Origin of the sequence: Chitinophaga varians (genome assembly GCF_014529945.1) — a bacterium.
GTDB lineage: Bacteria > Bacteroidota > Bacteroidia > Chitinophagales > Chitinophagaceae > Chitinophaga > Chitinophaga varians.
Map to the genome: position 1 here is coordinate 1 of NZ_JACVFB010000005.1, position 26,346 is coordinate 26,346.

At 49.5% G+C, this 26,346-nt stretch carries 23 protein-coding genes; 14 read left to right on the forward strand and 9 right to left on the reverse strand.

Annotated elements, in window-relative coordinates; genetic code table 11:
• Positions 1-801 precede the first annotated feature (801 nt).
• From ICL55_RS23495 to pheT, 6 genes are all read right to left on the reverse strand, one after another.
• Positions 802-1,590 carry an SDR family oxidoreductase gene (locus ICL55_RS23495; RefSeq protein ID WP_188102028.1) on the reverse strand — a complete coding sequence of 263 codons (789 nt, stop codon included), beginning with the start codon at positions 1,588-1,590 and terminating at the stop codon, positions 802-804.
• A gap of 9 nt (positions 1,591-1,599) precedes the next feature.
• The gene (locus tag ICL55_RS23500; RefSeq protein ID WP_188102030.1) at positions 1,600-2,214 is read right to left on the reverse strand and encodes a 3-keto-disaccharide hydrolase; all 615 of its coding nucleotides are present in this window, start codon (positions 2,212-2,214) and stop codon (positions 1,600-1,602) included.
• A gap of 129 nt (positions 2,215-2,343) precedes the next feature.
• Entirely contained in the window at positions 2,344-3,909 is a 1,566-nt protein-coding gene (gene rny, locus ICL55_RS23505) for a ribonuclease Y (RefSeq protein ID WP_188102032.1), read from the reverse strand.
• Between the two features lie 170 nt (positions 3,910-4,079).
• A complete protein-coding gene (locus ICL55_RS23510; RefSeq protein WP_169223967.1) occupies positions 4,080-4,373 on the reverse strand; it encodes a cell division protein ZapA in 294 nt (97 codons plus the stop codon).
• Between the two features lie 19 nt (positions 4,374-4,392).
• Complete coding sequence (locus tag ICL55_RS23515) at positions 4,393-4,698, reverse strand: hypothetical protein (protein WP_188102035.1); 306 nt, start codon at positions 4,696-4,698, stop codon at positions 4,393-4,395.
• A 118-nt stretch (positions 4,699-4,816) separates the two neighbouring features.
• Positions 4,817-7,267 carry a phenylalanine--tRNA ligase subunit beta gene (gene pheT, locus ICL55_RS23520; protein ID WP_188102038.1) on the reverse strand — a complete coding sequence of 817 codons (2,451 nt, stop codon included), beginning with the start codon at positions 7,265-7,267 and terminating at the stop codon, positions 4,817-4,819.
• A gap of 518 nt (positions 7,268-7,785) precedes the next feature.
• Here pheT and dnaB point away from each other — a divergent pair.
• The 3 genes from dnaB (at position 7,786) to ICL55_RS23535 (ending at position 11,651) form a co-directional block, all read left to right on the forward strand.
• Complete coding sequence (gene dnaB / locus ICL55_RS23525) at positions 7,786-9,351, forward strand: replicative DNA helicase (RefSeq protein WP_188102040.1); 1,566 nt, start codon at positions 7,786-7,788, stop codon at positions 9,349-9,351.
• 129 nt (positions 9,352-9,480) lie between these two features.
• Positions 9,481-10,836 carry an MATE family efflux transporter gene (locus tag ICL55_RS23530; protein WP_188102043.1) on the forward strand — a complete coding sequence of 452 codons (1,356 nt, stop codon included), beginning with the start codon at positions 9,481-9,483 and terminating at the stop codon, positions 10,834-10,836.
• Positions 10,837-10,925: 89 nt separating this feature from the next.
• Positions 10,926-11,651: an RsmE family RNA methyltransferase gene (locus ICL55_RS23535; RefSeq protein ID WP_188102046.1), complete on the forward strand. Its 726-nt coding sequence runs from the start codon at positions 10,926-10,928 to the stop codon at positions 11,649-11,651.
• A 72-nt stretch (positions 11,652-11,723) separates the two neighbouring features.
• Here ICL55_RS23535 and ICL55_RS23540 read toward each other — a convergent pair whose 3' ends face one another.
• Entirely contained in the window at positions 11,724-12,512 is a 789-nt protein-coding gene (locus ICL55_RS23540) for a TerC family protein (protein ID WP_188102048.1), read from the reverse strand.
• Between the two features lie 24 nt (positions 12,513-12,536).
• On the reverse strand, positions 12,537-13,562 hold the full coding sequence (locus tag ICL55_RS23545) for a quinone-dependent dihydroorotate dehydrogenase (RefSeq protein ID WP_188102051.1): 1,026 nt from the start codon (positions 13,560-13,562) through the stop codon (positions 12,537-12,539).
• Positions 13,563-13,730: 168 nt separating this feature from the next.
• Here ICL55_RS23545 and ICL55_RS23550 point away from each other — a divergent pair, with 168 nt between their 5' ends.
• The 11 genes from ICL55_RS23550 (at position 13,731) to ICL55_RS23595 (ending at position 25,499) form a co-directional block, all read left to right on the forward strand.
• The gene (locus ICL55_RS23550; protein WP_168809898.1) at positions 13,731-14,249 is read left to right on the forward strand and encodes an RNA polymerase sigma-70 factor; all 519 of its coding nucleotides are present in this window, start codon (positions 13,731-13,733) and stop codon (positions 14,247-14,249) included.
• A gap of 99 nt (positions 14,250-14,348) precedes the next feature.
• The gene (locus tag ICL55_RS23555; RefSeq protein ID WP_188102053.1) at positions 14,349-15,344 is read left to right on the forward strand and encodes a FecR domain-containing protein; all 996 of its coding nucleotides are present in this window, start codon (positions 14,349-14,351) and stop codon (positions 15,342-15,344) included.
• A gap of 223 nt (positions 15,345-15,567) precedes the next feature.
• Entirely contained in the window at positions 15,568-18,120 is a 2,553-nt protein-coding gene (locus tag ICL55_RS23560; protein ID WP_188102056.1) for a carboxypeptidase-like regulatory domain-containing protein, read from the forward strand.
• Positions 18,121-18,130: 10 nt separating this feature from the next.
• The gene (locus tag ICL55_RS23565) at positions 18,131-18,982 is read left to right on the forward strand and encodes a DUF4249 domain-containing protein (protein ID WP_188102058.1); all 852 of its coding nucleotides are present in this window, start codon (positions 18,131-18,133) and stop codon (positions 18,980-18,982) included.
• 456 nt (positions 18,983-19,438) lie between these two features.
• The gene (locus tag ICL55_RS23570; RefSeq protein WP_188102061.1) at positions 19,439-19,774 is read left to right on the forward strand and encodes a DUF6686 family protein; all 336 of its coding nucleotides are present in this window, start codon (positions 19,439-19,441) and stop codon (positions 19,772-19,774) included.
• 189 nt (positions 19,775-19,963) lie between these two features.
• The gene (gene glsA / locus ICL55_RS23575; protein ID WP_223151571.1) at positions 19,964-21,013 is read left to right on the forward strand and encodes a glutaminase A; all 1,050 of its coding nucleotides are present in this window, start codon (positions 19,964-19,966) and stop codon (positions 21,011-21,013) included.
• 60 nt (positions 21,014-21,073) lie between these two features.
• Positions 21,074-21,196: a hypothetical protein gene (locus tag ICL55_RS35470; RefSeq protein WP_281392595.1), complete on the forward strand. Its 123-nt coding sequence runs from the start codon at positions 21,074-21,076 to the stop codon at positions 21,194-21,196.
• Positions 21,197-21,275: 79 nt separating this feature from the next.
• A complete protein-coding gene (locus ICL55_RS23580; RefSeq protein WP_188102063.1) occupies positions 21,276-22,217 on the forward strand; it encodes a DnaJ C-terminal domain-containing protein in 942 nt (313 codons plus the stop codon).
• Entirely contained in the window at positions 22,210-22,560 is a 351-nt protein-coding gene (locus ICL55_RS23585; protein WP_169223981.1) for a damage-inducible protein D, read from the forward strand. The genes ICL55_RS23580 and ICL55_RS23585 overlap by 8 nt, the downstream gene beginning before the upstream one ends.
• Positions 22,557-23,978, forward strand: a complete 1,422-nt coding sequence (locus tag ICL55_RS23590; RefSeq protein ID WP_188102066.1) for a DHA2 family efflux MFS transporter permease subunit — start codon at positions 22,557-22,559, stop codon at positions 23,976-23,978. Before ICL55_RS23585 ends, ICL55_RS23590 begins: the two co-directional genes overlap by 4 nt.
• A 51-nt stretch (positions 23,979-24,029) precedes the next feature.
• The gene (locus ICL55_RS23595) at positions 24,030-25,499 is read left to right on the forward strand and encodes a hybrid sensor histidine kinase/response regulator (RefSeq protein ID WP_188102068.1); all 1,470 of its coding nucleotides are present in this window, start codon (positions 24,030-24,032) and stop codon (positions 25,497-25,499) included.
• Here the strand turns inward: ICL55_RS23595 and ICL55_RS23600 are convergent.
• Entirely contained in the window at positions 25,474-26,310 is an 837-nt protein-coding gene (locus ICL55_RS23600) for a CvfB family protein (protein ID WP_188102070.1), read from the reverse strand. The two genes, ICL55_RS23595 and ICL55_RS23600, sit on opposite strands and share 26 nt — an antisense overlap.
• Between the last annotated feature and the right edge of the window lie 36 nt (positions 26,311-26,346).

The window sequence follows — 26,346 nt, forward strand, 5'->3', positions numbered from 1 at the left end:
ATGAGGATGAGGATGAGGATGAGGATGAGGATGAGGATGAGGATGAGGATGAGGATGAGGATGAAAGCTCAACTAACGAAGATACAGATAAAAAAGACTAACATAACAGCCTGCGAAAGCAGGCTTTTTTTATGCGCTTCGCGCGATGTTAATGCTCGTTGATTGCCAAAATGTCTTGCTGTATGGAGGATAGATAGTTATTTCATGAAAAGCTGTTTTTTCGAAAAAAGTGACGTTTTTGGCTAGTTTTCGGCATTTTTGACGGGGAAGCCCAGTTCCCGTGTTGCTATCTCCTGGAAAGTCTCTACCCATTGCAACCATTCTTCTGCTGCCATATAGGCGCCTACCAGTAACCCCGATGGCTCTACGGAAGCGCTGATGTGTTTCTCATTTTCGTTGGTCCCAAACCAAAAAGGAATACCATTTGAAAAGCCGATCCACCCCGGTAGTTGTTCATATACAGCTATAACTTTTTCCCATGCCTTGTCGTTTACGCGTACCTGTAACCATGCTACGAGGCGTTTTTCACCAGGGATATGGGCTGTTTTGCTAAGGAGGAACCATTTGCTGTGATAGCGATGTCGGTGATTTTAGGTGCTTTGTGTGAGGCGTCCTCATTTTTTAATTGTCAAAATGTCTTGTTACGTGAGGTTGGCCATATGCGTTGAAGCCTCATATTTTTCGAAAAAGCACCTCTTTTTTACGTTTTTTGACATTTTTGCTCGTGTGGCGGTCTCATCATTAAACTATTGACTGTCATACGGACACCTTTCCATAACGCTAATGGCGTTGTGGAAGGTATCAGTTTCCTTTCCGGGAAATAAAATAAAACAGTGGTGGAAAGAAACGTTTGAACCATAACAATATCCTTTCTTCCCGGGCCACCAGTACCTGTTTTTTTCGTTTGCGCATGCCCGTAATAATGCGGCGGGCGCATTTTTCTACCGGGATACCATGTTCCTGGCCGGGGTCCATTTTACCGAAAGGGGTACCATCGGCCGTGATGGCAGCATAGGTGATCGGTGTCTGGATACGGCCGGGGCTAACGATGGTGGTGTGTAGCTGAGGAATGGGCTGTTCCGTCTGCAGGGTTTCAAAATAGCCCTGGAGCGCATGTTTGGCGGCATTGTAGCCGGAGCGCCATGGGTAACCCATCAGGCCGGCCATACTGCTGATGACCACAATTTGACCGTGTTGCTGCTGTTGAAAGTAGGGCAGCAGGGCTTTGGTGAGCATCACCGGACCGAAGAAATTGACCTCCATCAGTTGCCGGATGGCGGATACCTGCGTATCAATCAGTTTAGAGCGTTGGGTAACGCCTGCGTTGTTGATCAGCACATCTATCCGGCCGTATAGTTGCCAGGCTTTTTGGGCGCCGGCATCCACCTGTTCGGGCCTGGTAATGTCCATGGTCAGGATTTCGCAGAAAGGCGTGTATGACAGGCATTCCTGCCGTACTGCTTCCAGGGTGTCTGCATGTCTGGCAGCGAGGATCAGCCGCGCTTTTTCCTGCGCTAACAAAAGCGCCAGCTGCCGGCCTATACCGGAGCTGGCGCCTGTAATAAAGATCACCTGGTCTTGGTAGGACATAAGGTTATATTATCCCTTCAGGGGAACCAGTTTAATATTTTTCCATTTTACCTTGATACCGCCGCCGGAGTGGATTTGCAGGGCAATCTGACCGTCGATGGCGCCGATTTTTTCGTCTTTCAGGGTAATCATTTCGTGGCCATTGAGCCAGGTCGTTACCTGATCGCCGTCCACGCGGATTTTCATGGTGTTCCATTCACCCATTTTCAGGTATTTTTCTTTCTCTGCTTCCGGTTTGATGAGCCATCCGCGGCCATAAGATTCGTAGATACCGCCGGTATGCATGTTGGGGGGCGCTACTTCAGCCTGCCAACCGGCAATTTTAGTACCCTCGAGAGAAGAGTGGAAGAACACGCCGCTGTTACCATTGGCTTCCTGTTTGAACTGAACGGTCAGCTCAAAGTTTTGATATTTTTTGTCGGTAGCGAGATAACCGTATTCTTTATCCGGGCCGCTTTCGCAGATTAATTCGCCTTTCTCCACATACCATTTTTCAGTACCATGAATTTTCCAGCCATCCAGGTTTTTACCATTGAACAGGGACTGGGCTTTCTGTGCAAAAGCGCTGCTGGTGCCCAGTACAAGGGCGGCACCCAATACAAATTTTAAAAAAGACCGCTTCATATAGATTATTGGATTTTTGAGATGAGTTTAAACGTGGTTCCGTTGTTCACCGGATAAAAAAAGTCCCCCGGTGTTTGGCCGGAGGACTCCAATATAATATCAAAATTCCAGATATCTAAATCAGAATGATTAGCGGGCGATGTTTACTGCACGTTTTTCACGGATAACAGTCACCTTGATCTGACCCGGGTACTGCATTTCGGTCTGGATTTTATTAGCAATTTCGAAGGACAGACGGTCGGCGTCGTTGTCGGATACTTTATCACTTTCAACGATGATACGCAGTTCTCTGCCGGCCTGGATAGCGTAGGCTTTTTCCACCCCTTCATGAGCGAGGGCGAGGTTTTCCAGGTCTTTGATACGTTGCAGGTAGCTCTGCATAATTTCGCGGCGGGCGCCGGGACGGGCGCCACTGATGGCGTCGCAGGCCTGAACGATCGGGGAAATCACGTATTGCATTTCCATTTCATCGTGGTGAGCGCCGATAGCGTTTACCACAGCGGCGTGTTCGCCATATTTCTCCGCCAGCTTAGCACCGAGGAGGGCGTGGCTCAGTTCCGTTTCTTCGTCTGGCACTTTACCAATATCATGCAGCAGGCCGGCGCGTTTGGCGAGTTTGGGGTTGAGGCCCAGTTCCGCAGCCATCACCGCACACAGGTTCGCTGTTTCTTTAGAGTGCATCAGCAGGTTTTGACCGTAGGAAGAGCGGAAACGCATTTTACCTACCAGTCGTACCAGTTCTTTATGCAGGCCATGGATACCCAGTTCAATCACAGTTCTTTCACCGATGTCCATTACCTGTTCTTCCAGTTGTTTCTTGGTTTTCTCTACCACTTCCTCAATACGGGCAGGGTGGATACGGCCGTCCTGTACCAGGCGTTGCAGCGACAGGCGGGCGATTTCACGGCGCAGCGGATCGAAGGAGGACAGTACGATGGTCTCAGGGGTATCATCCACGATAAGGTCAACACCTGTAGCCGCTTCGATGGCGCGGATATTACGTCCTTCACGGCCGATGATCTGGCCTTTGATTTCATCGCTTTCCAGGGTGAACACGGTAATGGTGTTCTCGATGGTTTGCTCGGCAGCGGTACGCTGGATGGACTGTATAATGATTTTCTTAGCTTCTTTGTTAGCTTTCAGCTTAGCGTCTTCGATGATTTCCTGAATATGGGACAGCGCCTGGGAGCGGGCTTCCTCTTTCAGGCTTTCCACCAGCTGATGTTTGGCTTCTTCAGCCGTGAGTCCGGCTACTTTTTCAAGGCGGCGGATATGTTCTTCCTGATGTTTTTCGAGTTCGGTACGCTTAATGGTCACCAGTTCCATCTGGCGGTTCAGCGTTTCCTTGATCGCTTCGTTCTCGTTGATGTGTTTCTGGAGCTGTTCGTTTTTCTGATTGAGAGACTGCTCTTTCTGTTTGATGCGGTTTTCTGATTCCGCTATTTTCTGGTTGCGCTGCATGACCTCTTTCTCATGCTCACTTTTTAATTGCAGGAATTTCTCTTTTGCTTCGAGTAACCTGTCTTTTTTCAGATTTTCAGCGCTTACCTGTGCATCGGCGACGATTTTTTTAGCCTGTTGCTCAGCGTCATCAATTTTTTGCTGTGTGTTTTTGGCAAATATCACCTTACCTAGCACTATTCCTAAGATCAATGCCACTACTGCAGCTATTGTCGTATAAAGTGTAACATCCATATGAATTATTTATACTTGATTTATGTAGTATCCTCATACCCAAGTCACTGCTAAAACGCGACAGGGGCGAGAACTGACCCGCGAAAATACAAAAAAATAGCAGTAAAGCGTGTTTAATACGTGATAATTAGCGAATTAGCTAAGTCATTGTTTAGCAACGGGTAAGTGGTCTAACCCAGTGCCTGGTTGATGATTTCTTCCAGCTTTTCCAGTTTCTCCTGCAGAAAGGGAGCAGTAACGGCCTGTGCCTTGCCGCCGCTGGTGCCCGGATGGGTAGCGTACATAATGAGGGCCATAGCAATATAATCCTGCTGGTCTTTACCAGCGTAGGAAGTCTTAAAATCAACGATTTTCTCATTCACTTCTTTCATAATACGGCGTACCTCTTCCTCCTCTTCCGGCCGTATTTTGATCCGGTAAGAGCGGTCAGATACCACAATATTGATTGGAATGAGTTGTTCCATATGTTGAAATTATTTTAGGTCAGCCGTTCAATAAAGCGATACACCGGTCAATTTCTTTGATATACTCATTGATTTTGTTCCGGATCTCTTTTTTAAAGGCTGCGTCTTCTGTTGCTGTGGCGCCTCCCTGGGCGGTGGCTGCAATCTTCGACAGATGCAGTTTGTCTTCCATTGCCTGTATGGTCAGCTGTTGCTGTTGCAGTGCCTGCTGTTGTTGGTTGACTTCTTCTTTGAGCGATGCATTCTCCGACTGCACATGGTGAAGTCTCTTCACCAGCAGTTGTAGCTTTTCTTCTACCCGTTGAATGTATTGCTCTAAAACCATTTTAAACAATTAATCTATTTAGACATTTTGTTATTTGGCCATTTGAAAATTTACTGAAGGAATTTTATGCTAAACGGATCAGTAAATATCCAAATGGCCAATTACCCAAATATCAAAATTATCTCCGTATTTCTGCTTGTAACTGTGTTTCAAAAGTCTTTACCAGCTTGTCCATTACCCCGTCGATTTCTTTGTCGGTCAGGGTCTTTTGGGTGTCCAGGAAGGTAAAGCTCACAGCATACGATTTTTTATCGGCCCCCAGTTTCTCGCTTTCAAATACGTCGAAGAGGTTGATATCCTGCAGCAGGGGCGATTTCACCGCACGGGCAGCAGCTTCCACGGCCGCAAACCGTACCTGTTTACCGAGCACCAGCGCCAGATCTCTCCGCACAGCGGGGAAACGGGGTATTTCTCTGTAAAAGTTATCACTTTTTTGTAACAGTCCGATTATTTTATCCCAATTAAAAGTGGCAAACCATACCGGTTGTTTAATATCGAACTGCTTCAGTTTCTGTGTGGTAACGCCTCCGAGGGTTACTACCACCTGGTTTTTGACCTTTATTTCCCAGGCGGGCTGCAGACCGGCTTCGGTGCTTTCTACCCATTGGAACTGTTGATATCCCAGCTGTTTCAGGACATTTACCACAAATCCTTTCAGGTCGTAGAAGTCAACCGGAGAGGATTTATGCATCCAGGTTTCTGCGGTGCGTTTACCCGTCAGGTATAATACGAGGTGGTTGTTCTCGGCATATCCCTTTTCGAGTACTTTATAGGTTTTTCCGAATTCGAAGAAGAACAGGTCTTCGTTCTTACGGTTCAGGTTGTGCGAGATGCTTTCCAGGCCGGTTTCCAACATGGAAGGGCGCATGACGTCCAGTTCCACAGTGAGGCTGTTCATCATTTTCACGGTATGTTCCAGCACTTCCGGCGTATAGTATTTGCTGTTGGTGATGGAGTTGGTGAAAATTTCGTTGAAACCGTTGCCGGCCAGATAGTTAGCCACTTTCTCGCGGATACCTTCTTCATCAGGCTGGGAAGCCATGGAAGGGGCAATCGTGATGTGGGAAGGGATAACGATATTATCGAGTCCGTCTATCCGCATCACTTCTTCTACCAGGTCAGCCGGCAGGCTGATGTCGGGTTTGCTGAAAGGCACGGCTACCCGCAGTTTTTCCGGTGTTTGCGCCATGACGTCTATGGTTTCAGAGATGATCTCGAAGCCCAGACTGGTGAGGATATTCTTGATTTTTTCCGGTGTATATTGGCTGCCGCTGAGTTTGTGGATATAAGCATAGCTGGTTTCCACCTGTGTTTTTACTCTTGGCGACGGATAAACGTCGATAATTTCGGAGGCTGCCTTGCCGCCTGCCAGTTCACATATTAATGCTGCAGCGCGTTGCAGCACAAAAACGGCATTGGAGATATCCACCCCTTTCTCGAAGCGGGTGGCGGCGTCAGTACGGAGGCCATGCCGGAAGGAAGTGGTACGGATACCCCCGGGGGCAAAGATGGCGCTCTCCAGGAAGACGTTCTGTGTGGTGTTGCTCACGCCGGAGTGCAGTCCGCCGAAAACACCGGCAATACACATGCCTTCGCCGGCGCCGTTACAGATCATCAGATCGGTAGCGTCCAGTTTTCTTTCTTTTTCGTCGAGTGTAACGAAAACGGTGTCCTGTGGCAGGTTTTTCACTACCACGGCATTGCCTTTGATCGCTGCTGCGTCGAAAGCATGCAGCGGTTGGCCGGTCTCGTGCAGTACGAAGTTGGTGATGTCCACAATATTATTGATAGGACGTACACCGATGGCCTGCAGGTGATTTTTCAGCCATTCCGGAGAAGGTGCTACGGTAACACCGGTGATGCTGATACCGACATAGCGCGGGCATGCATCTGTATTTTCGATGGTCACGCTGATCGGAAGCGGTGCCGCTGCGGCAGGCAGGGCTTTTATTTCCGGTAGCTGTACCTGGTATTTGCTGGTATGTTCCAGGTTATTGAGGAAGGCGCACACGTCTTTCGCCACGCCGATATGGCTCATCGCGTCCATACGGTTGGGGGTGAGGCCTATTTCGTAGATCCAGTCCTGTGCCGGTTTGAATATGTCGGCGGCCGGTGTGCCGGGTTGCAGGGAGGCGTCGAGCACCATGATACCGGCGTGGCTGTTGCCCAGGCCGATTTCGTCTTCAGCACAGATCATGCCCTGGCTTTCTTCGCCACGGATTTTTGCCTTTTTCATGGTCAGGGGCTCGCCACCCAGCGGGTAGATGGTGGTGCCAATGGGGGCTACCACTACTTTCTGGCCCACGGCTACGTTGGGAGCACCGCAAACGATGTGCAGCGGCTCACCGTTGCCGGTGTTTACAGTCGTCAGTTTCAGTTTGTCAGCATTGGGGTGCTTCTCGGCTGTCAGCACTTCACCAATCACCAAGCCGGCCAGACTGCCCTTTACTGCCTCGAACTTTTCAAGGCTCTCAACTTCCAGGCCTATTCTTGTCAGGATGGTGGACAGTTCCTCCGGTGTAGGTTTGACCGGTAAATACTCACAAAGCCAGTTGTATGAAATCGTCATTGTCTGCTTGGTTTATAAAGAAGCGTAAAGTTAAAGAATTACAAATTACGAATTGCGAATTACCGGTTTAGCCGGAGATTGCCGGGGAAATTTATCGGGAAGGAGGATGGACAGCGGTTTCCCGGCAGCTGTTTTCCTCTGTTCCCCTGTCTGGTCAACATTCCGGCGACCTGGATGCGATATTTCCTGCCAATGTGAAAATCTTTTTTACACAATGTGTGTGAATAATCAGACCTTTGCATGTGGTTTTTCCGGTTTTTGGTGGATAACTGTTGTTGTCCGGTGGATAACCCCCTCGTTAGTGGTGGATAACCTGTGCGCGGGGTTTAATAAATTTAGTCGTCAAATAAAAAAGGTTAATTAAAAAAATGCCTTTACCTTAGTTTGTACGGCTCGAGAAAATTTACAATTTCTTAAAGCGGCAAATGTTGCCGGGATACAGGAATAATGCAAATAAATACCGGAAAGGCCCATTGACTGTAACCTTTTATTAACTTTTTTTAATACTCTGACCATAAATGGATCTCAATCTTAAGAAGGACCGCAATGTTCGCAGAAAACCGGCCATTGAGGTATCATCCTTGGTGTATGGCAAGATACCACCACAGGCTAAAGAATTGGAAGAAGCTGTTTTGGGAGCCATCATGCTGGAAAAGGGTGCTTTTGATATTGTGGTGGAAATATTGAAAGGCGAGTGTTTTTATGTGGAAGCACACCAGCTGATATTTTCCGCCATGACCCGTCTGGCGTCGAAATCAATGCCGGTAGACATTCTCACCGTGACAGAAGAGCTGAAATCTATGGGCTCACTGGAAGCGGTAGGCGGACCTTTTACCGTGATGAAACTCACCAATGCGGTAGTGTCTTCGGCCAACATCGAAGCACACGCCCGTATCATCCTGCAGAAATTTATTCAGCGGGAGCTGATCCGCATTTCCGGAGAGATCCTTACCGAGTCCTATGAAGACACGGCAGACGTGTTTGACCTGCTCGACAGCGCTGAATCCAAGCTCTTCGAGATCACCAATAACCACCTCCGTAAAAACTACGACTCCATCGACCGTGTACTGGTAAACACCATGAAACGTATCGAGGACCTGCGTAATAAAGGCGATGATATCACCGGCGTACCTTCCGGCTTCCCGTCACTCGACAAAGTGACCTATGGCTGGCAGTCTACCGACCTTATTATCATCGCAGCCCGTCCGTCCGTAGGTAAGACAGCATTTGCGCTGAACCTTGCCCGTAACGCGGCCCTTCACCCCCGCTTCCCCAAAGGAGCAGCGGTATTCTCCCTGGAGATGTCCTCCGGCCAGATCGTACAGCGTATTCTCTCGGCCGAGTCGGAAATCAAACTGGAGAAAATCTCCCGTGGTAAGCTGGAAGAATATGAGATGAAGAAGCTGATGACCCACGGTATCGAACGCCTGGCGAAAGCACCCATCTTTATTGATGATACCCCGGCACTGAACATCTTTGAGCTGAGAGCCAAGTGCCGACGATTGGTACACAACCACGGCGTAGGCGTGATCATCATCGACTACCTGCAGCTGATGAGCGGCAGTGGTGATGGCAGAGGCTCTAACCGAGAACAGGAGATCAGTAAAATCTCCCGTGACCTGAAAGGCCTGGCGAAAGAGTTAATGGTACCGGTAATCGCCCTCTCCCAGTTGAGCCGTGACGTGGAAAAACGTAAAGACGGTAATAAGATGCCACAGTTGAGCGACCTCCGTGAATCTGGTGCGATCGAACAGGATGCCGACATGGTAATGTTCCTGTACCGCCCCGAATACTACGAGATCAACGCCAACGAAATGGGCGAGTCCAATAAAGGGGAAACCCACGTCCGGATCGCGAAACACCGTAATGGTCAGCTGGATACCATCAAATTAAGGGCTGTATTGGAATTCCAGCGCTTTGAAGATGATGGCAGCCTGGAAAACCCTGGTGGCGGCGGAAGCCCCTTTGCAGGCATCTCCCGTCCACAAGGCGGCGGCAACGATGAGGCGAAGCTGTACATACAGAAGGGTTCCAAGATGAACGACATGAACTTTGACGAAGGTTTTGAAGATGCACCGTTTTAGCACCTATAACGATATTTGCTTAAAGGCCGGCATCATTACGATCGCCGGCCTTTTTGTTGGTACCGGATAAATTTATCACTATCGGAAAAATTTACCCTGCTATAAGTCTTACATTAATCAGAGGAATCAATGAAACAGCTTTATTTAAAATACAGGCATTATTACAAGGACAATTTCCATTTAGCCTATCCTGTTGTTATTTCCCAGTTGGGGCACACGCTGGTGGCCCTGTCAGACAGTATCATCATCGGACATACCGGGAAAGTGCCCCTGGCGGCGGTATCCCTGGGCAACAGCCTGTTCAGTATTTTTATGGTGACCGGCATCGGCATGTCTTACGGCCTTACGCCACTGATTGCACAGGAAAACGGCCGCGGCAACAAAAAAGCCATCGGCCACCTGTTGAGCCATAGCCTGATCATCAATATGGTGGTGGGTTTGCTGTTGTCTACGGTTATTTATTTCGGCAGCAGCCATCTCGAATTATTGAAACAGGAAGCAGATGTGGCCGCACAGGCCCGTCCTTTCCTGCGCTACCTGGGCTTTTCGTTTATCCCGCTGATGTTGTTCCTGTCATTTAAACAGTTCGCAGAAGGACTGGGCTTTACCCGGCAGGCCATGAACATCAGTATTATCGGTAACGTCATCAATATCATCATCGGTATCACCCTGGTATACGGTCTTTTCGGCATGCCTCGTATGGGCGTGGTGGGTGTCGGTATCGCTACGTTCACCGACCGGCTGATCATGGGTATTACCATGGCTTTTTATGTATTGAGATCTCCCCGGTTCAAGCCCTATCTGCAATCTTTTGGTTTCCGTCATCTGGAATGGGCATCTGTCAAAAAAATCCTGGGTATCGGTACACCGGTGGCCCTGCAATATATTTTTGAGATCAGCGCATTCAGCGGCGCAGCTGTTATTGTAGGCTGGATGGGCGCTGCCGAACTGGCGGCGCACCAGATCGCGCTCAGCCTGGCGGCCATGACCTACATGATGGCCAGCGGTATTTCCGCTGCGGCCGGTATCAAGAGCGGCAACAACTTCGGGAAGAAAGATTATCATTCCCTGCGTCATTCCGCTATCGCCAGTTACCATATGGTGCTGGTGCTGATGGGCACTACCGCGTTGATGTTCCTGTTGTTTAAAAACCTGTTGCCGGCGATGTATATCAATGATCCACAGGTGATCCATATCGCTGCGGGATTATTGGTGATCGCCGCTTTCTTCCAGTTGTTTGATGGCACACAGGTCGTGGGACTTGGTATCCTTCGCGGCCTTGGCGATGTGAGGATGCCTACGTTCATTACGCTGCTGGCTTACTGGGGTATTGGTATTCCATTGGGTTATGTGCTGGGCATTAAATTGGGTTACGGCGTGGAAGGCGTATGGTGGGCGTTGTTACTGGGCCTGCTGACGGCCTCTGTATTGTTGTTCTTCCGCTTTCATATCAAAAGCCGCAAGCTTGTTCATTCAGGTATTTAGTCATTTGGTTATTTGATTATTGAAGTGTGCCTGGCCATCCTTCAATAATCAAATAACCAAATGATAAAATAATCAAATAATTTGCGTCCATGGATAAGCCTATCTTTTACGCGCCGGATATTGCCGCAGATGCCGCAGCCTATACAATGAACGAAGATACTTCCAAGTATTGTATACAGGTGCTCCGGCATGAAAACGGTGACGAGGTATTACTGGCCGACGGCCGTGGGCACCGGTTTCACGCGGTGATCACAGACGATAACCGTAAACGCTGCGGGGTGCGGATCACACAGTGCGACACATTGCCGGCGCCGGTACCGGCGCTTCGTATAGCCATTTCATTTACTAAAAATGCTTCCCGGATTGAATGGTTTCTGGAGAAAGCGGCTGAAATAGGTATCCGGACGATCATTCCGCTGGTAAGCCACCGTACGGAAAAAGAGAAGATCAAAGCGGAGCGGCTGCAAAATATACTGGTGTCGGCCATGTTGCAATCGCAGCAGTTTTATCTGCCGGAGCTGCTGGAACCACAGCCGTTTGATAAGGTGGTGACCACCAATACAGATCCGCAGCAACTGATCGCTCACTGTTTACCCGGACAAAAAAGGGAGATGATCCATCACCTGCAACCCGGAAAAGACACCATTATCCTGATCGGGCCGGAAGGCGATTTTACGCCGGAAGAGATACAGCTGGCACTGGACAAGGGATTTGAGCCGGTGTCGCTGGGGAAAAACAGGCTGAGAACGGAGACTGCGGGAATGGTGTCTGTAACAATCATGAATATGCTGAACGTCGGTGCTCCGGAACAATGATAAAGGAGTTTTTATAAAAAGAAAGCCCGGAACACCGTGTTCCGGGCTTTCTTTTTATCAGCTGTATGGATGTTAGTGCTGTTTGTCATCGGGTTTCAGGGTGGGTTCTTTTAGTTCCACCGGCTGGCTATGACCTTTCCGCACGCGCATATTCAGCATTTCCACCCCGAAGGAGAAGGCCATGGCGAAGTAGACATAGTTCTTCAGGTGCAGGTCGTGGGCTTTCTGAGCGTCCCAGCCTTCCACAATGAGGATGGCGCCTACCATGACGAGGAAGGAAAGTGCCAGCATTTTGAGGGTAGGATGTTTGTGAATGAAGTCACTGATACGGGGCGCAAATAGGAACATGACTATCATGGCGATCACTACGGCGATGATCATGATGGGGATCTGTTTGGCCAGGCCTACCGCGGTGATGATGCTGTCGAACGAGAACACCGTATCGATGACGATGATCTGGCCTACCACGTTGAGCATGGATACAGCGGGTTTGTTGCCGTTGGGGGTTTGACCGGCAGTTGTTTCCTCGCCTTCCAGTTTGTGGTGGATTTCGAGGGTAGTTTTGATGAGCAGGAAAAGACCGCCACCGAGCATGATGAGGTCGCGCAGGCTGAAACCGTGGCTGCCGATGTGGAACAGCGGGTTAACGGCCTTTACGATGTAGCCGATGCAAAGGAGGAGGATAATGCGTACAGCGATGCCGGTGAGCATCCAGATGCGGCGGGCCGCGGGGCGTTTTTCAGCGGGCAGGCGGTTCATGACAATGGAAACGAAGATCACATTGTCGATGCCCAATACCACTTCCATGAGCACCAGCGTCAAAAGGCTGATGATTGATTCAGCCGTCAGAAATTGTTCCATATAGGTTGTAATTGAGATGCTGCCTTATTTACGCAGGCCTGCACATATCTTCTTCACGATGGTCGGGCCTTCGTAGATGAAGCCGGTATACACCTGTACCAGGGAAGCACCGGCATCCAGTTTTTCCTGAGCATCGGCCGCGGTGAAAATACCGCCGGCGGCGATGATGGGAATATTGCCCTGGCTGCGTTGATGTATATATTTAATAACGGCGGTGGACTTCTCTTTTACCGGAAGACCGCTTAGTCCGCCAGCACCTATTTCCGCGATGGTAGTCGCCGGAGTGGCCAGTCCTTCCCGGCTGATGGTGGTGTTGGTGGCTACAATGCCCGCCAGTTTGGTTTCCTGTACAATCTCGATAATGTCGTCCAGCTGCTCGTTGGTGAGGTCTGGCGCTATCTTTAACAGGATGGGTTTAGGTTTCAGCTTCTGTGCATTGAGCAGTTGCAGGTGGTGCAGCAGCTGCTTCAGCGGCTCTTTTTCCTGTAACGCCCGCAGGTTGGGGGTATTGGGAGAGCTGACGTTTACCACGAAGTAGTCGGCCACGTCATACAGTGCATGGAAACATTTTTCGTAGTCGCTTACGGCTTCTTCGTTAGGCGTATTTTTATTTTTACCGATGTTGCCACCGACGATGATAGTTGATTTTCTGCGGCGCAGTCTTTTGGCGGCAGCGGGAGCGCCCTCATTGTTAAAGCCCATGCGGTTGATCAGGGCCTGGTCTGCCGGCAGGCGGAAAAGGCGGGGCTGATCGTTGCCGGGTTGTGCCAGTGGGGTAACCGTACCGATTTCCACAAAGCCGAACCCGAGGCAGGCCAGTTCATCGATATATTTGGCGTCTTTATCAAATCCGGCGGCCAGTCCTACCGGGTTGGAAAAACGAAGGCCAAACAGTTCCCTTTCCAGTCCTTTCGTTTTAACATCACAAAAGGCGCGTAGTACATTTTTGCCAAAAGGGAGCGCATAAATTGTTTTCATTCCACGCATCACAGTGTGGTGGATCTTTTCCGGCTGAGCGCTGAAGAGCAGTTTTTTAATTAGTTGATACATTGCGGGGTCAAAGATAACCAGTATTTGGATGATTTTTATGGATTGGGAGGACGGGCAGGGCCATATTTAAAAGAAAAAAATATAACAAAAATTTGGCATAATAAATCTTTCACTCGTCGCATTCGTCCGTAGAAATCATTTAAATCCTATTTATATTTGTGCCTCATCATGTTGGAACTCCAGTCATTCGAATCATTGTTCCGGGAAAATCATGCGCAATGCGTCGCCTTTGCCACACACTACATGGGAGATTCCCATGCGGCGGAGGAGGTTGTACAGCAAGTGTTTTTAAGGCTCTGGGAAAAGCGGGATAGCATTACTATCACCGGGCCGGTAAAAGCGTACCTGTTTTCTGCTATCCGGAATACGGCTATCAGCCAGTGGCGCAAGGAAACAGTGAGGGTGGACAGGGAAACGCATTACAGCACTATCAGGGAAACAGCCACAGAGGCCACCGACCAGGCCCGCGAACTAGAGCGGCTGTACCAGCAGGCGTTGGACAGGCTGCCGGAAAGATGCCGGGAGGTATTTGTCCTGAGCCGTCAGCAGCAGATGAAATATGCCGAAATTGCGGCTACTCTTGATATTTCGGTAAAGACAGTCGAGAACCATATGGGCAAGGCCCTTCGTATCCTGCACCAGGAGCTGAAGGAATACCTGCCATTGTTAACAGGATTTTTATTTTAAAAAATATTGGGGACGCATAGGGGAAACACAATTTTCCATGCGTCTACTTTTATGGACATCCGCGATAGCGGGACATGATAAAAAAACGTACAACTGCGCATGACATCAACCTATTTTGATGAGGCTCTTTATACCTTGCTTTGCAAGTATCTGCTGAATGAAGCAGATACAGAAGAGCGTGCCTGGGTAGAAGCCTGGTTGCAGGAAGATACCGATAATGCCAGGCTACTGGCATCGTTGGGTAAAGTGCTGCAAACAGCCGCCGAGCAGGCGGTAACGGTGCCGGTGGAGACAGACCGCTCCTGGCAGCAGTTGTATACTAAAATGAATGTGACGCCGGTAACCGCGCCGTCTGCGGTAGAACCGGAACCGGTAATGCCCGTTCGTAAGTCCGGTTATATCTATACCCTGCTGAAAGTGGCAGCGGTATTATTGATAGCACTGGGCGCCGGATGGTGGTTCCTGGCCGGTAAAAAAACAGACGCTGTTTTTGCGGGACCAGCCACTGCTCAGCTGCCCGATGGCAGCAGTGTACAGCTGACGGATGGTTCAAGGCTGGAACTGGCTAAAGGTTATAATAACAGCAACCGGACTGTCAGCCTGCAGGGCGTGGCCACCTTCGATGTGGCCGGTAATGCCATACAGCCGTTTGTTGTACTGCTGGGGCATACGGAAGTGAAAGTACTGGGTACCCGCTTTACGGTACACTATGTCCCCGGCCAAAAAACAGTTTCTGTACATGTAGCCAGCGGTAAAGTAATGGTGATCGATCATGACAACGCAGACAGCGTAGTGCTTACGCAAGGCATGCTGCTAAGGAATGATAGTCTCCGGCCTGCTTTCCGTATCGCCACACATGTTACTGATATAGAGAAAAAATCGCTTGCTTTTCACGATACCCCGCTGGAGGAAGTACTGCAAACCATCACGGAAGTGTATGACGTAAAAGTGGAACTGGAAAATACTTCCCTGTTGAAACTGACCGTCAGCACCAACTTTAATGGTGAACGTATTGATGATGTGATGAACGCATTGGCCATGACGCTCAATGCTTCGTGGGAGAAAACAGGCGACAGACAATATAAATTGAAGTAGGCACCACCTATGGTATTTAGCGAACTTGCCGGGAGATTTTCTGTAGCGGATCTCCCTGTAGGTTCGCTATTCAGTATTATTAGCGGTGTTCTCCAATATCCCGATAACAAAGTCATTCATTAAAATTATGTCGTTAGCCGGCAAACTGCTGACGGGGATCTTATGTTTGTTATTATGTTTCCCGTTAAAAGTTTCAGGGTGGGATTGGCAAACAAGAGTCACAGTGGTAGTAAAGGACCAGCCCCTGAGGGTGGTGTGTGAAATACTGGAGAAAGGATACGGTATCCATTTTTCATATAGCAGGGAACTTGTAGACTTATCCCGTAAAGTTACGGTCACAGCACATCAACAGCGGCTCAAAAGCCTGCTGGAGCAACTCTTTGCGCCTGATGATATCCGTTTTACCCGTGTTGGAGAACAGCTGGTACTGCAACAGATTAAACGCAGCACCCGCACCATCAGCGGATATGTACAGGATGGCGTGAGCGGCGAAAAACTTCCCGGCGCCACCATCTACGCCCCCACCCTCAAACAGGGTACTACCACCAATCAATATGGCTTTTTCAGTTTGACGACCGTCAAGGACACCAACAGCCTCATTGTGTCTTATGTTGGCTACGAGCCGGCACTGCTGCCGGTAGACGGGCAGGCCAACAGGATACTGCTGGTGCCGCTGCAGCCATTGGCCAGCTTACAGGAAGTGGTGGTAAGCGGTACGGATAAAACCAAAATACAGGACCAGACCCAGATGAGCAAGGTACACCTGCCACTGGCAGCTGTTCAGTCTATGCCCAAATTACTGGGTGAAGCAGACGTAATGCGCACCCTGCAATCTATGCCTGGCGTAGGCGGCGGCATGGACGGCGCCGGCGGTCTTCATGTCAGAGGCGGCAGCCCCGACCAGAACCTGATCCTGATGGACGGTACGCCGGTGTTCAATTTCTCTCATTTCTTCGGGGTGTATTCTCTCCTCAATGCGGAAGTGGTGAAGTCGGCAGATCTTTATAAGGGCGCTTTCCCCGCCCGTTTCGGCGGACGGCTGTCATCCGTGGTGGATATTTCCCTGAAGGATGGAGATATGCGCCATTATCATGGTGATGTGGCCATCGGGATGATCTCCGCCAAGTTCAATGTGGAAGGTCCGATTGTAAAAGACAAGACTTCCTTTATTGTGTCTGCCCGCCGTTCTTATCCCGATCTGTTATACAACGCCACGCTTAGGACAGATGGTGAATTTGGAAAAGGCGGCGCCTTCTATGCTTATTTCTATGATGTTAATGCCAAAATCAATCATATTTTTTCACCGAAAGACAGGATTTACCTGAGCCTGTATAAGGGAGAAGACAACCTGTTGATTAAATCAGTACCTGACAGTATTATTCCGGACGCCATCGGGCGTATGACGGAGAGCAGCCGTTTCCAGCTGGGATGGGGCAATACGATCGGTGGACTGCGCTGGAACCATATTTACAATACCCGTCTTTTTTCCAACGTCAGTCTTAACTATTCCCAGTATGCCTTCCGGACAGAGTATGAGTTTAAGTATAAGCTGCCGGCCAGCGAACAGGTTTCCGACCTGTACGGGAAGTATTTCTCGCGGATGAAGAACATCGGACTGAAAGCGGATTTTGATTTCCGCCCAAGCCCCAGTCACGCTGTCCGCTTTGGGGGCGCTGTTACCGCGCATTATTTCCGTCCGGGCCTGATGAATCTTTCTGATAAAGGCTCTACTTCTGTGATACCGTTGGATACCGCTAAAAACTGGTTGAATATACGGGGTACCGAAATGTTGTTATACCTGGAAGACGACTGGCGCCTGGGAGAGAACCTGTATGCTAATCTGGGGGTGCATGCATCCGGATTCGCCGTGGAAGGCCGCTTTTATCAGTCGCTGCAGCCGAGGCTGGGACTCAGGTATATGCTGCCGCGCAACTGGGCGGTGAAAGCGTCCTATACGCATATGAACCAGTATATTCATCTGTTGTCCAGTGCGGGAACATCTCTGCCAACGGATATCTGGGTACCCTCCACGCAACGGGTGGCGCCCATGCTATCGCGGCAGGTGGCAGCGGGTATCGCCAAAACCAGTATGAACAACGCTTTTGAATTCACGCTGGAAGGATATTACAAGACCATGTACAACATGATCGAATATGCGAACAACAGCACCGCGATCGATCAGCCACTGGAGCGGTGGGACGAGAATGTGGTGATTGGGAAGGGCTGGAGTTATGGTGGAGAAGCGATGATCAAAAAACAAAAAGGTGCTACTACCGGATGGATTGGTTATACATTGGCATGGAGCACGCGACAGTTCCCTGATATCAACAAAGGCCGTATTTTCCCTTACAAATATGATCACCGGCATGATGTGGAGATAGTCTTGACACAGAAAATCGGCAAACGCTGGGAGGCATCCGCATCCTGGCACTATACTACCGGTGCGCCGCTGACCTTGCCGGTAGCCAGCTATCACGGCGCTGGCACAGCTTCCCCCTGGGACCCCGGCAGTGGCGTGGATGTGGGGATCGACCGCTACGACGGTCGTTACAACTACCGCGCAGCCGATGTACACCGGCTGGACGTGGGGATCACCTATTCAAAGCAGAAAAAACGCTGGCGTAAAAGCTGGAACCTGAGCGTATATAATGTATATAATCAGAAAAACCCTTTCCTGTATTATATGAAACGGGATGGAGATGAAAAGCAGCGTTACCTGTCGAAGGTAACGGTGATGCCTATTCTGCCGAGCATTACCTATTCGATCAAATTTTAAAACACAGGGTATGAGATCTTTTTTCGTATATGGTATACTGTTAGCAATATTGCTGAGCGCCTGCGAAGAGCGGGTGAATATTCAGCTGAAATATGAAGGAGACAAGATCGTGGTCAACAGCCTGCTGCAGCCGGATAGTGTGGCGTATGTGCGTATTACGCGTAGTGTGCCGGCCAATGTGTACGACGAAAGTGGTTTCGCGGAAATAGGGAATGCACAGGTGACCCTGTTGCAGAACGGTGTTGCGATGAGCCCCCTGCAACAGCAGACCATCAAAGGGCGTAACTATTTCGTATCCAAAGAGAAGGTGGCTAACGGTAACAATTATACGATCAATGTGACCGCAGCAGGACTGACACCGGTCACCGCGCAGGACACGCTGCCACCGGCGCCGGTGGCGTCCGATCCGGTGGCGAAGCGCAGCAGTACACGGATCGTCTTTACACTAAAGGACCGCCCGGGCGCGGCGGACTATTACCGGCTGCGCGTATTTGCATACGGCCCCGACAACCTTCCGGACACGATGCGCAACTTCCGGCTGGACCCTGCATTCAATAATAACCTGATCGATGTGATCACTAACACGCATTATCCCAGCCTGATCATAGACGATACACGCTTTGACGGCAAGACGGTCAACTTTGTGCTGGAAACAGAACATCCCATCAATGCGCCCCGTATGATGATAGAAGTTAGTTCACTCACCTGTAGCGGGTTTAAGTATTTCCGCACCGTAGATATGCAAACCCGGAATGGCGGCGTATTGATCACAGAGCCGTTCACGGTATTTACCAACGTGCGTAACGGTTATGGCATCGTAGCCGGTATTAATTCTCAAAGACTGGAGTTTAGCACGGAATAAAATTTATGCATCAGATTTATCACTGATGGTATGTTTCACCGGAAATGAATATAGGTCGCACTGCGAACTATTTTATTTTTCACATCATTCTAATTTTTCCTGATTCGATAAAAGCATTGTCTTTTTATGACGTAGGTTTGCGCAGCAATAGTTGATATTGTTGCACCCTATGAAACCCCTGCGCCCGCTGTGTTTACAGCGGGCGCTTTTTTTGGGGAGATGCTAAAAGAATGTTAAGGAATCTTTCCTTTTTGCGTAAATCGTTTTCCTGATCCGTCAATGCCGGTTGTGTGCTCCGATGTACTTTTGATGTAACAAGATGCTTCGGCGTATTTGCTATACATACATAAAGAGAGGTGTCTGTTGTTTGTAACCTCATTTTCGTAAAGAGTGATGAATAAGTCCTGACAGCGGCCGATTATCCGGCCGCTGGAGGCACTAACCGCAAAATAGCTTATGTGTAATTATCAGACTTTATATCATAGCAGCCAGGGATATGTGATCCGTTGCGCCCATTGCAAAGGCATTCAGATGGCCTTTGGTACCAGTGTTGTGAACCTGGCCCCGGAAGAATTTTTTTGTTTCGCAGACATGGTGATTCGTTTAGCTGATAACAGAGACCCGCTTTATCAGGAAAATGAGAAAAGTATTTGTCTGCCTTTGCCAGCAGATCATGTGATGATGCTGTTAACACCCGCAGAAATAAGCAGGCTGGCCAAAATGGTCATGGAAGTGCAGGCATTGCTGGAGGCCTATGCTATTCTGGATGGGGCCTCTCACTCCCAGGGCTGACGCCCCGGGGTTACGATGTTATTCAAGTCCTTTATGAAAAGGGCTGGTTCATTTATCGTGATTGTTGTTGTTCATCTCCCAAAAATTACCTCCCTGTTTGAACTTTATTCGCTTTGGCGTGTTCTGATAGCTGCGCAGATCAGCCATCGGGGCTGATATCGGTGTGTTGCAAATCCAAAATCCTTTATCATGCCTTTACACAGAGTCCTGAAACCCATCATAAGAAGATTGCTTTTTTTGCTGGCGGGTATGTTGTTATGCTGGAGCCATAGCTATGCGCAGAAGAATACGTTGCCTACGGAAAAGCGTATCCGGGAAGTGATGCAGCAGGCATACAACCAGTTTAAGAGCAGCAGTGGTGGCGCCAATGCCAGTTATATCCCCTATCTGGCCAATGTAGACCCGGAACTGTACGGTATTGCTATTTGCACCGCCGACGGGAAAGTGCTGGAACTGGGCGATACCAAATATGAATTCGGGATAGAGTCTATCTCCAAAGTATTTGTGCTGGCGCTGGCCATGCAACAGCGGGGAGCTAAAGCCGTAGAAGATAGTATTGGCGTGAATGCCACCGGCATGCCTTTTAACTCGGTGATGGCGGTGGAACTGGACCCGCAGCGGGCGGTGAATCCGCTTGTGAATGCCGGGGCTATGGCCACGCATAGTTTTATCAGGGCCCCTAATAGTGCCGCCAAGTGGACGATGATTGATGATATGATGGCGAAGTTTGCCTCCCGCCGTTTGTCGGTCATTCAACAGCTGTATGCTTCCGAAACCGCTACCAACCTGCATAACAGGGCTATCGCGTGGCTATTGTATTCCTATGGTCGTTTTTATGATGACGTCAGTGAATCGGTAGACCTGTACACCCGTGCCTGTTCTTACGGCTCCAGTGCCCGTGATCTGGCTATCATGGCCGGTACCCTGGCCAACAACGGCGTGAACCCGGTTTCACGGGAAAAGGTGATCGATGCGGTCCTGTGTCCGCGGATACTGGCTACCATGATCACAGAAGGATTGTATGATAATACCGGTTCATGGGTATATCATACCGGTCTGCCTGCCAAGAGCGGCGTAGGTGGTGGTATTATCGCCGTGGCGCCGGGTAGGATGGCCATTGCGGTGTTTGCCCCGCCGCTGGACAAATCGGGGAATAGCGTGAAGGCGCAAAAGACGCTGCAATATATTATCGATGAACTGAAACTGAATTTATTGATGCCCCAGGTTCCCCAAGGCTGAAGCCCTGGGCTACGATTTGTTATTGCCAGCCTGAAAGAGTCGTGCAGCCTGCCACATCATATGGCCCAGGGCTTCAGCCTGGGAATCCGGGCATACGAACATCGTGTTGCCGTTACCGTGGCAAGCGTACCGGTAGACATGGTGGCGGTTGTGGTCTGGGAAAAGGTGGGCATCTCCCTATAAAATGTCGCTTTTTTCCGGTATATTTCTTGTGGCCAATTTAACTCCTGAACAAGTTTCAATCATCACATGTTGTATACTTATGGACGTAAAAGATTACTACAAGATACTTGGTGTAGAGAAGGCAGCAACAGCGGAACAGATCAAAAAGGCGTACCGGAAACTGGCGGTGAAATACCATCCCGACAAGAACCAGGGAGATAAAGCCGCTGAAGATAAATTCAAGGAAATCAACGAAGCATACGAAGTCTTAAGTGACGCGGAAAAACGCAAAAAATACGATCAGTTCGGGGAAAACTACCAGTATTACGAGCAGCACGGTGGGCGGCCGGAAGATTTCGACTGGTCGCAGTATGGCGGTGGTGGCCGACAAGGCGGGTATACCTATTCCGGCAATATGGAAGACATGTTTGGCGGAGGAGGTGGTTTTTCCGATTTTTTTGAGCAGCTGTTTGGCAGCCAGTTTTCCGGCGGTGGCCGGCGGCAGCAACAAGGTCCGGGCCGTGGCCGCGATGTACAGGCTACGATGGAGGTGTCACTGGAAGATGCCTACACCGGCGCCACCAGGCAGGTAGAGGTGAATGGCAGCCGGCTGAACATCAAGATGAAGCCGGGCCTGCATAACGGGCAGGTAATCCGCCTCAAGGGAAAGGGCTCGCCAGGGCGCCAGGGTGGCCAACCGGGAGACCTGCTGATCACCATCCAGCTCGGCGCACATCCACAATACGAACTCAAAGGACAGGATATTCATACGGAAGTGCCGTTGCCCCTGTATACGGCTATTCTGGGCGGTAAACTGAACGTACCCACCCCTGCCACCACCCTGAGCATGAACATCCCCGCAGGCACAGACAGTGGCAAGGTATTCCGGTTAAAAGGCAAAGGCATGCCGGCATATGATCATAAAGGGGCTGCCGGCGATCTGTACATCAAAGCGGTCGTGCATATTCCTAAAAATCTGTCCGAAAAGGAAAAAGAACTGTTTCAGCAACTTTCACAACTAAATGAGAATGGTCATGCTTAAACTTTTTGATTACCTGGAAGAAGTGATTGCCACTGAGAGGATTTCACAGCTGAGAAACCCGCCCCTGCTGTATACGGCCAGCGAAATCATGCAGGAGCTGGGATATAAGGACCCTGCCATGATACAGGAGCCGCTGGACCGGGCCATGCATGCCTGTGCTTCCCTGCAAATACCTGTCAACTATAACTTTCACAAAATTTACTGCTTTAAAGACGGTGGTGAAATGGAGACAGACTGGCAGTTGTCAGAGCTGGCCACGTATCTGCTGATGATCAACTGCAATCCGCTCAATCCGCTGGTCGCCAAAGCGCAGCTTATCTTTATGATGAAAGACCGCGTATGAGAGATATCAACAGGACCGGTATTCTGATTGTGATCATCATGGGTACCACCATGGCCGGGATAGACTCCAGCATTGTCAATATATCCCTGCCCGTTATGAGTAAACAATTTAATTGTACACTCAGTGAAATTGAATGGGTGATCACTGTTTACATGCTGAGCTTCTCTGTGCTCATGCCCCTTACCAACTGGCTGAAGAACCGCATTGGCTTTTTTAATCTCTATATCGGCGCTATTTCCCTCTTTACTTTCGGCTCTCTGTTATGTGCCTTATCGACGACGCTGCCATCGCTGTTGGTTGGCCGTGTGGTACAGGCTTTAGGCGGCGGCGCTATGGCACCCACTTCCATGGCCATTATCTCTTATGTATTTCCTGCAAGGGTACGGGGCTCTATTTTGGGCTGGTGGGGACTGGGTAATATGGTAGGGCCAGCTATTGGGCCTACATTGGGCGGTATCCTGACAGAGCAGTTCGGATGGCCTTCTATTTTTTACATCAACCTGCCTATCGGTGTGATCACGGTGCTGTTGTCTTTCAAATACCTGAATGTATTGCGCAGTCAGCCTAAGTTAAAACTGCCATTCGACCTGACGGGCTTTACCACCCTGACTATTTTCCTGGTATGCCTGCAATACGGAGTGGCCCGGGCAGAGGTGCTGGGCATCGGTTCTCCGGAGATACTGGTCACGTTGGGGATAGCGGTGGCAGCACTGATCGTTTTTGTACTATTGGACCGTCGCCATCAGGCGCCTATTATAGACTTGCAGCTGTTTAAAAACTATTCTTTCGTCAGTTGTATACTGGTCACGATTTCCCGGGCCGCCGCCTTGTTTGGCGGTTTGTTCCTCATGCCTTTTCTGTTGCAGGAGCAGATGGGATTTTCCGAAGGTGTATCAGGGTTGCTGATATTGCCCAACTCCGCCTTTATGGCCGCGTTGATGCCATTTGCCGGCAAATGGTCTGACAAACACGGTTCCCGTGAAATATCCATGTTGGGGATTATGTTGCTGGCCGTTTCCATGTACCTGTTTTCCGTGCTGGACCGTGGCAGCGATATCTGGTCCGTTATTATTGCGATGACAGTAAGGGGGCTTGGCATGGGCCTGCTGCTGGCGCCGTTGAACGCCGCTACGCTCAGTTCGGTACGGCCTGCCGAAGTAACCATGGCATCATCCGTTAGTACGCTGATGCAACAGGTAGGTGGCGCTATTGGTATTGCTGTGTTGGCTATTATCACGCAAACAGCCTACAATAACCATGTGCTGGCCGGTGCCACGTCTATGCGGGCGCATCATCTGGCGCTGCGCGAAGGATTTAACATTTCCCTGATTATCCTCCTGGTGACTCTTATTCCCGCCTGGTTCCTGCCTCGCAGGAATGTGGCGCTGAAAGATGTTGACGCTCATATTGATACCTGACGTATATTGGCACATATTTATTAAGGAAAATAATGGAACTATACCATTCCTATGGCTATAAATAGCAAGAAGCACATTTTGATGATCGATGATGATGAGGATGATTTTTTCCTGGTGAATGCGTTGCTACAGGATATTTCGCCCGACGAGTATGTTTTACAGTGGGTATCTTCCTACAGTGAAGCGTTGGGTATTATCGACACCCGGTCGCATGATCTGTATCTGGTAGACTATCGTCTGGGGGCCCATACCGGCATAGATGTGTTGCATCATTTCCGCAACCTGGGTTATAAAGCCCCGGTTATTCTTTTTACCGGCAAGGGGGATTATCATATCGATAAAGAAGCGATGCAGGCCGGTGCCGCTGATTATCTGGTGAAAAGCGAGATTACTGCGGTGGGACTGGAACGCGCTATCCGTTATACACTGGATAAATTTACCCATCTCAAAGCCATTGAGAAAAGTGAAAAACGATATTTCAGCATTTTTGAAAAATCCAATGATGCCATTCTGCTGGCCGATTGCGAGCATCGTATTGTAGCGGCCAATCCGGCTGCTATCCGGTTGTTACGCTATGAGGAATCATCTCTTTATAACAGTTATCTCGGTTCGCTGTTTGCCAACGAGAGCCAGATCAAAACGTTTATTGACCAGTTGTGCAGCGAAGATGGTGTAGTACGGCAGGAGTACGTGTTGCGCACCCGTCAGGGACAACAGCTCGATGTTGTGGTGAATGCATCGCTGCTCGATGAAAAAAAGCAGCTGTATCTCTGTATTATTCAGGATGTCACAGAGCGTAAAAGAAAGGAACAGGAAAAGCAGCAACAGGAGAAATTCGCCATCACGGGGAGAATAGCCCGCCTGATTGCTCATGAAGTGCGTAACCCGCTGACCAATATTCTGCTGGCAGTATCAGAATTAAAAACTTCCGAATTGCCCGAAACAGCCGACTCCCAGCTGTATCTCGATATCATGGAGCGCAACTGCCACCGTATCAATCAGCTGGTGACGGAGCTGCTGGAGTCTACCCGCATGTCGGAACTGAATATGCTGCCGCAGGGGCTTAATGTGCTGATAGAAAAAACGATCCATCTGGCGGCCGACCGCATGCAGCTGAATGATATCAAAGTGATCAAAAAATTACGGGAACCCGATCTGTATGTGATGGCCGACGAAGATAAGCTCATCATCGCCCTGCTGAACATTATCATCAATGGTATTGAGGCTATGAAGGCAGGAGATGGTACGCTGGAAGTAGAAACCTGGCTTGAGTCTGACCGGGTGTTTGTTCGTATAAGCGATACCGGTAGTGGCATTCCGCCGGAGAATCTGGCCAAGATGTTTGAACCATTTTTTACCAGTAAGACCAAGGGTACGGGCCTTGGGCTGACGGCTACCCAGAATATCATCCTTAATCATAAAGGAACGATACATGTGGACAGCCGTCCGGGAGAAGGCACACAGTTTCTGATCAGTTTCCCGATCGTGAAAGCTGTTATTGATCGGGATCCGCTTCTTTAATGCCTGTTTGGGTGAAGATGATCTTCCGTTGTTTATACAGGTTGCCGATCGTCATTTTGAATGTTTTTTTGCTCATGCCGAAGAACTCCTGTATTTCTTCAGGGGTGGATTTATCATGATAGGGCAGGTAACCATTGTTTTCCTGCAGGAGGCGGAGTATTTTCTCGCCTTCATCTTCCACCCGTTTGTAGCCGGCCTGACCGAGTACTACATCAATTTTATCTTCCCGGATACCGCGGATAAAACCTTTGAGTTTATCTCCTACTTCCACGCTGCGGAACAGTTCGTTGTGATGAAGGATACCGGTGTGCCGGTTATTGATGATCACTACGTAACCGATATCCGTGCGGCGGTACACCACCAGGTCGACCTGGTCCATTTCCTTTACCGTCAGGTTTTCATTGCTGAGGAAGCGGTCTATTTTTTCCGTAGCGGCGAGGCGGCCGGTCAGTTCATCGATGTATATTCTCACGAGGTATTCCTGTCCGGGCACCATACGGGTCAGTTGCTGTGACTGTGGCACGAAGAGGTCTTTCATGAGGCCCCAGTCCAGGAAAGCCCCTTGTTTAGTGACGCTGAGCGCTTTCAGGTTCACGATATCGCCTGCGATGCCGTAGGGTTTCTGGGTAGTGGCGATCAGCCTGTTTTCCGAGTCATGGTACAGGAATACTTCCAGTTCATCGCCTACTTTGGTGCCTTTAGGCACAAACCGTGATGGCAGCAGTATTTCCTGGTCTACACCTTCCAGATATACGCCGAAATCAGCTTCTTTTTTAACCCTTAACAGGTTATACTCGCCCACCTTTATCATATTGAGAAATTAAGTATATGGCTGCAAGTTACTTAT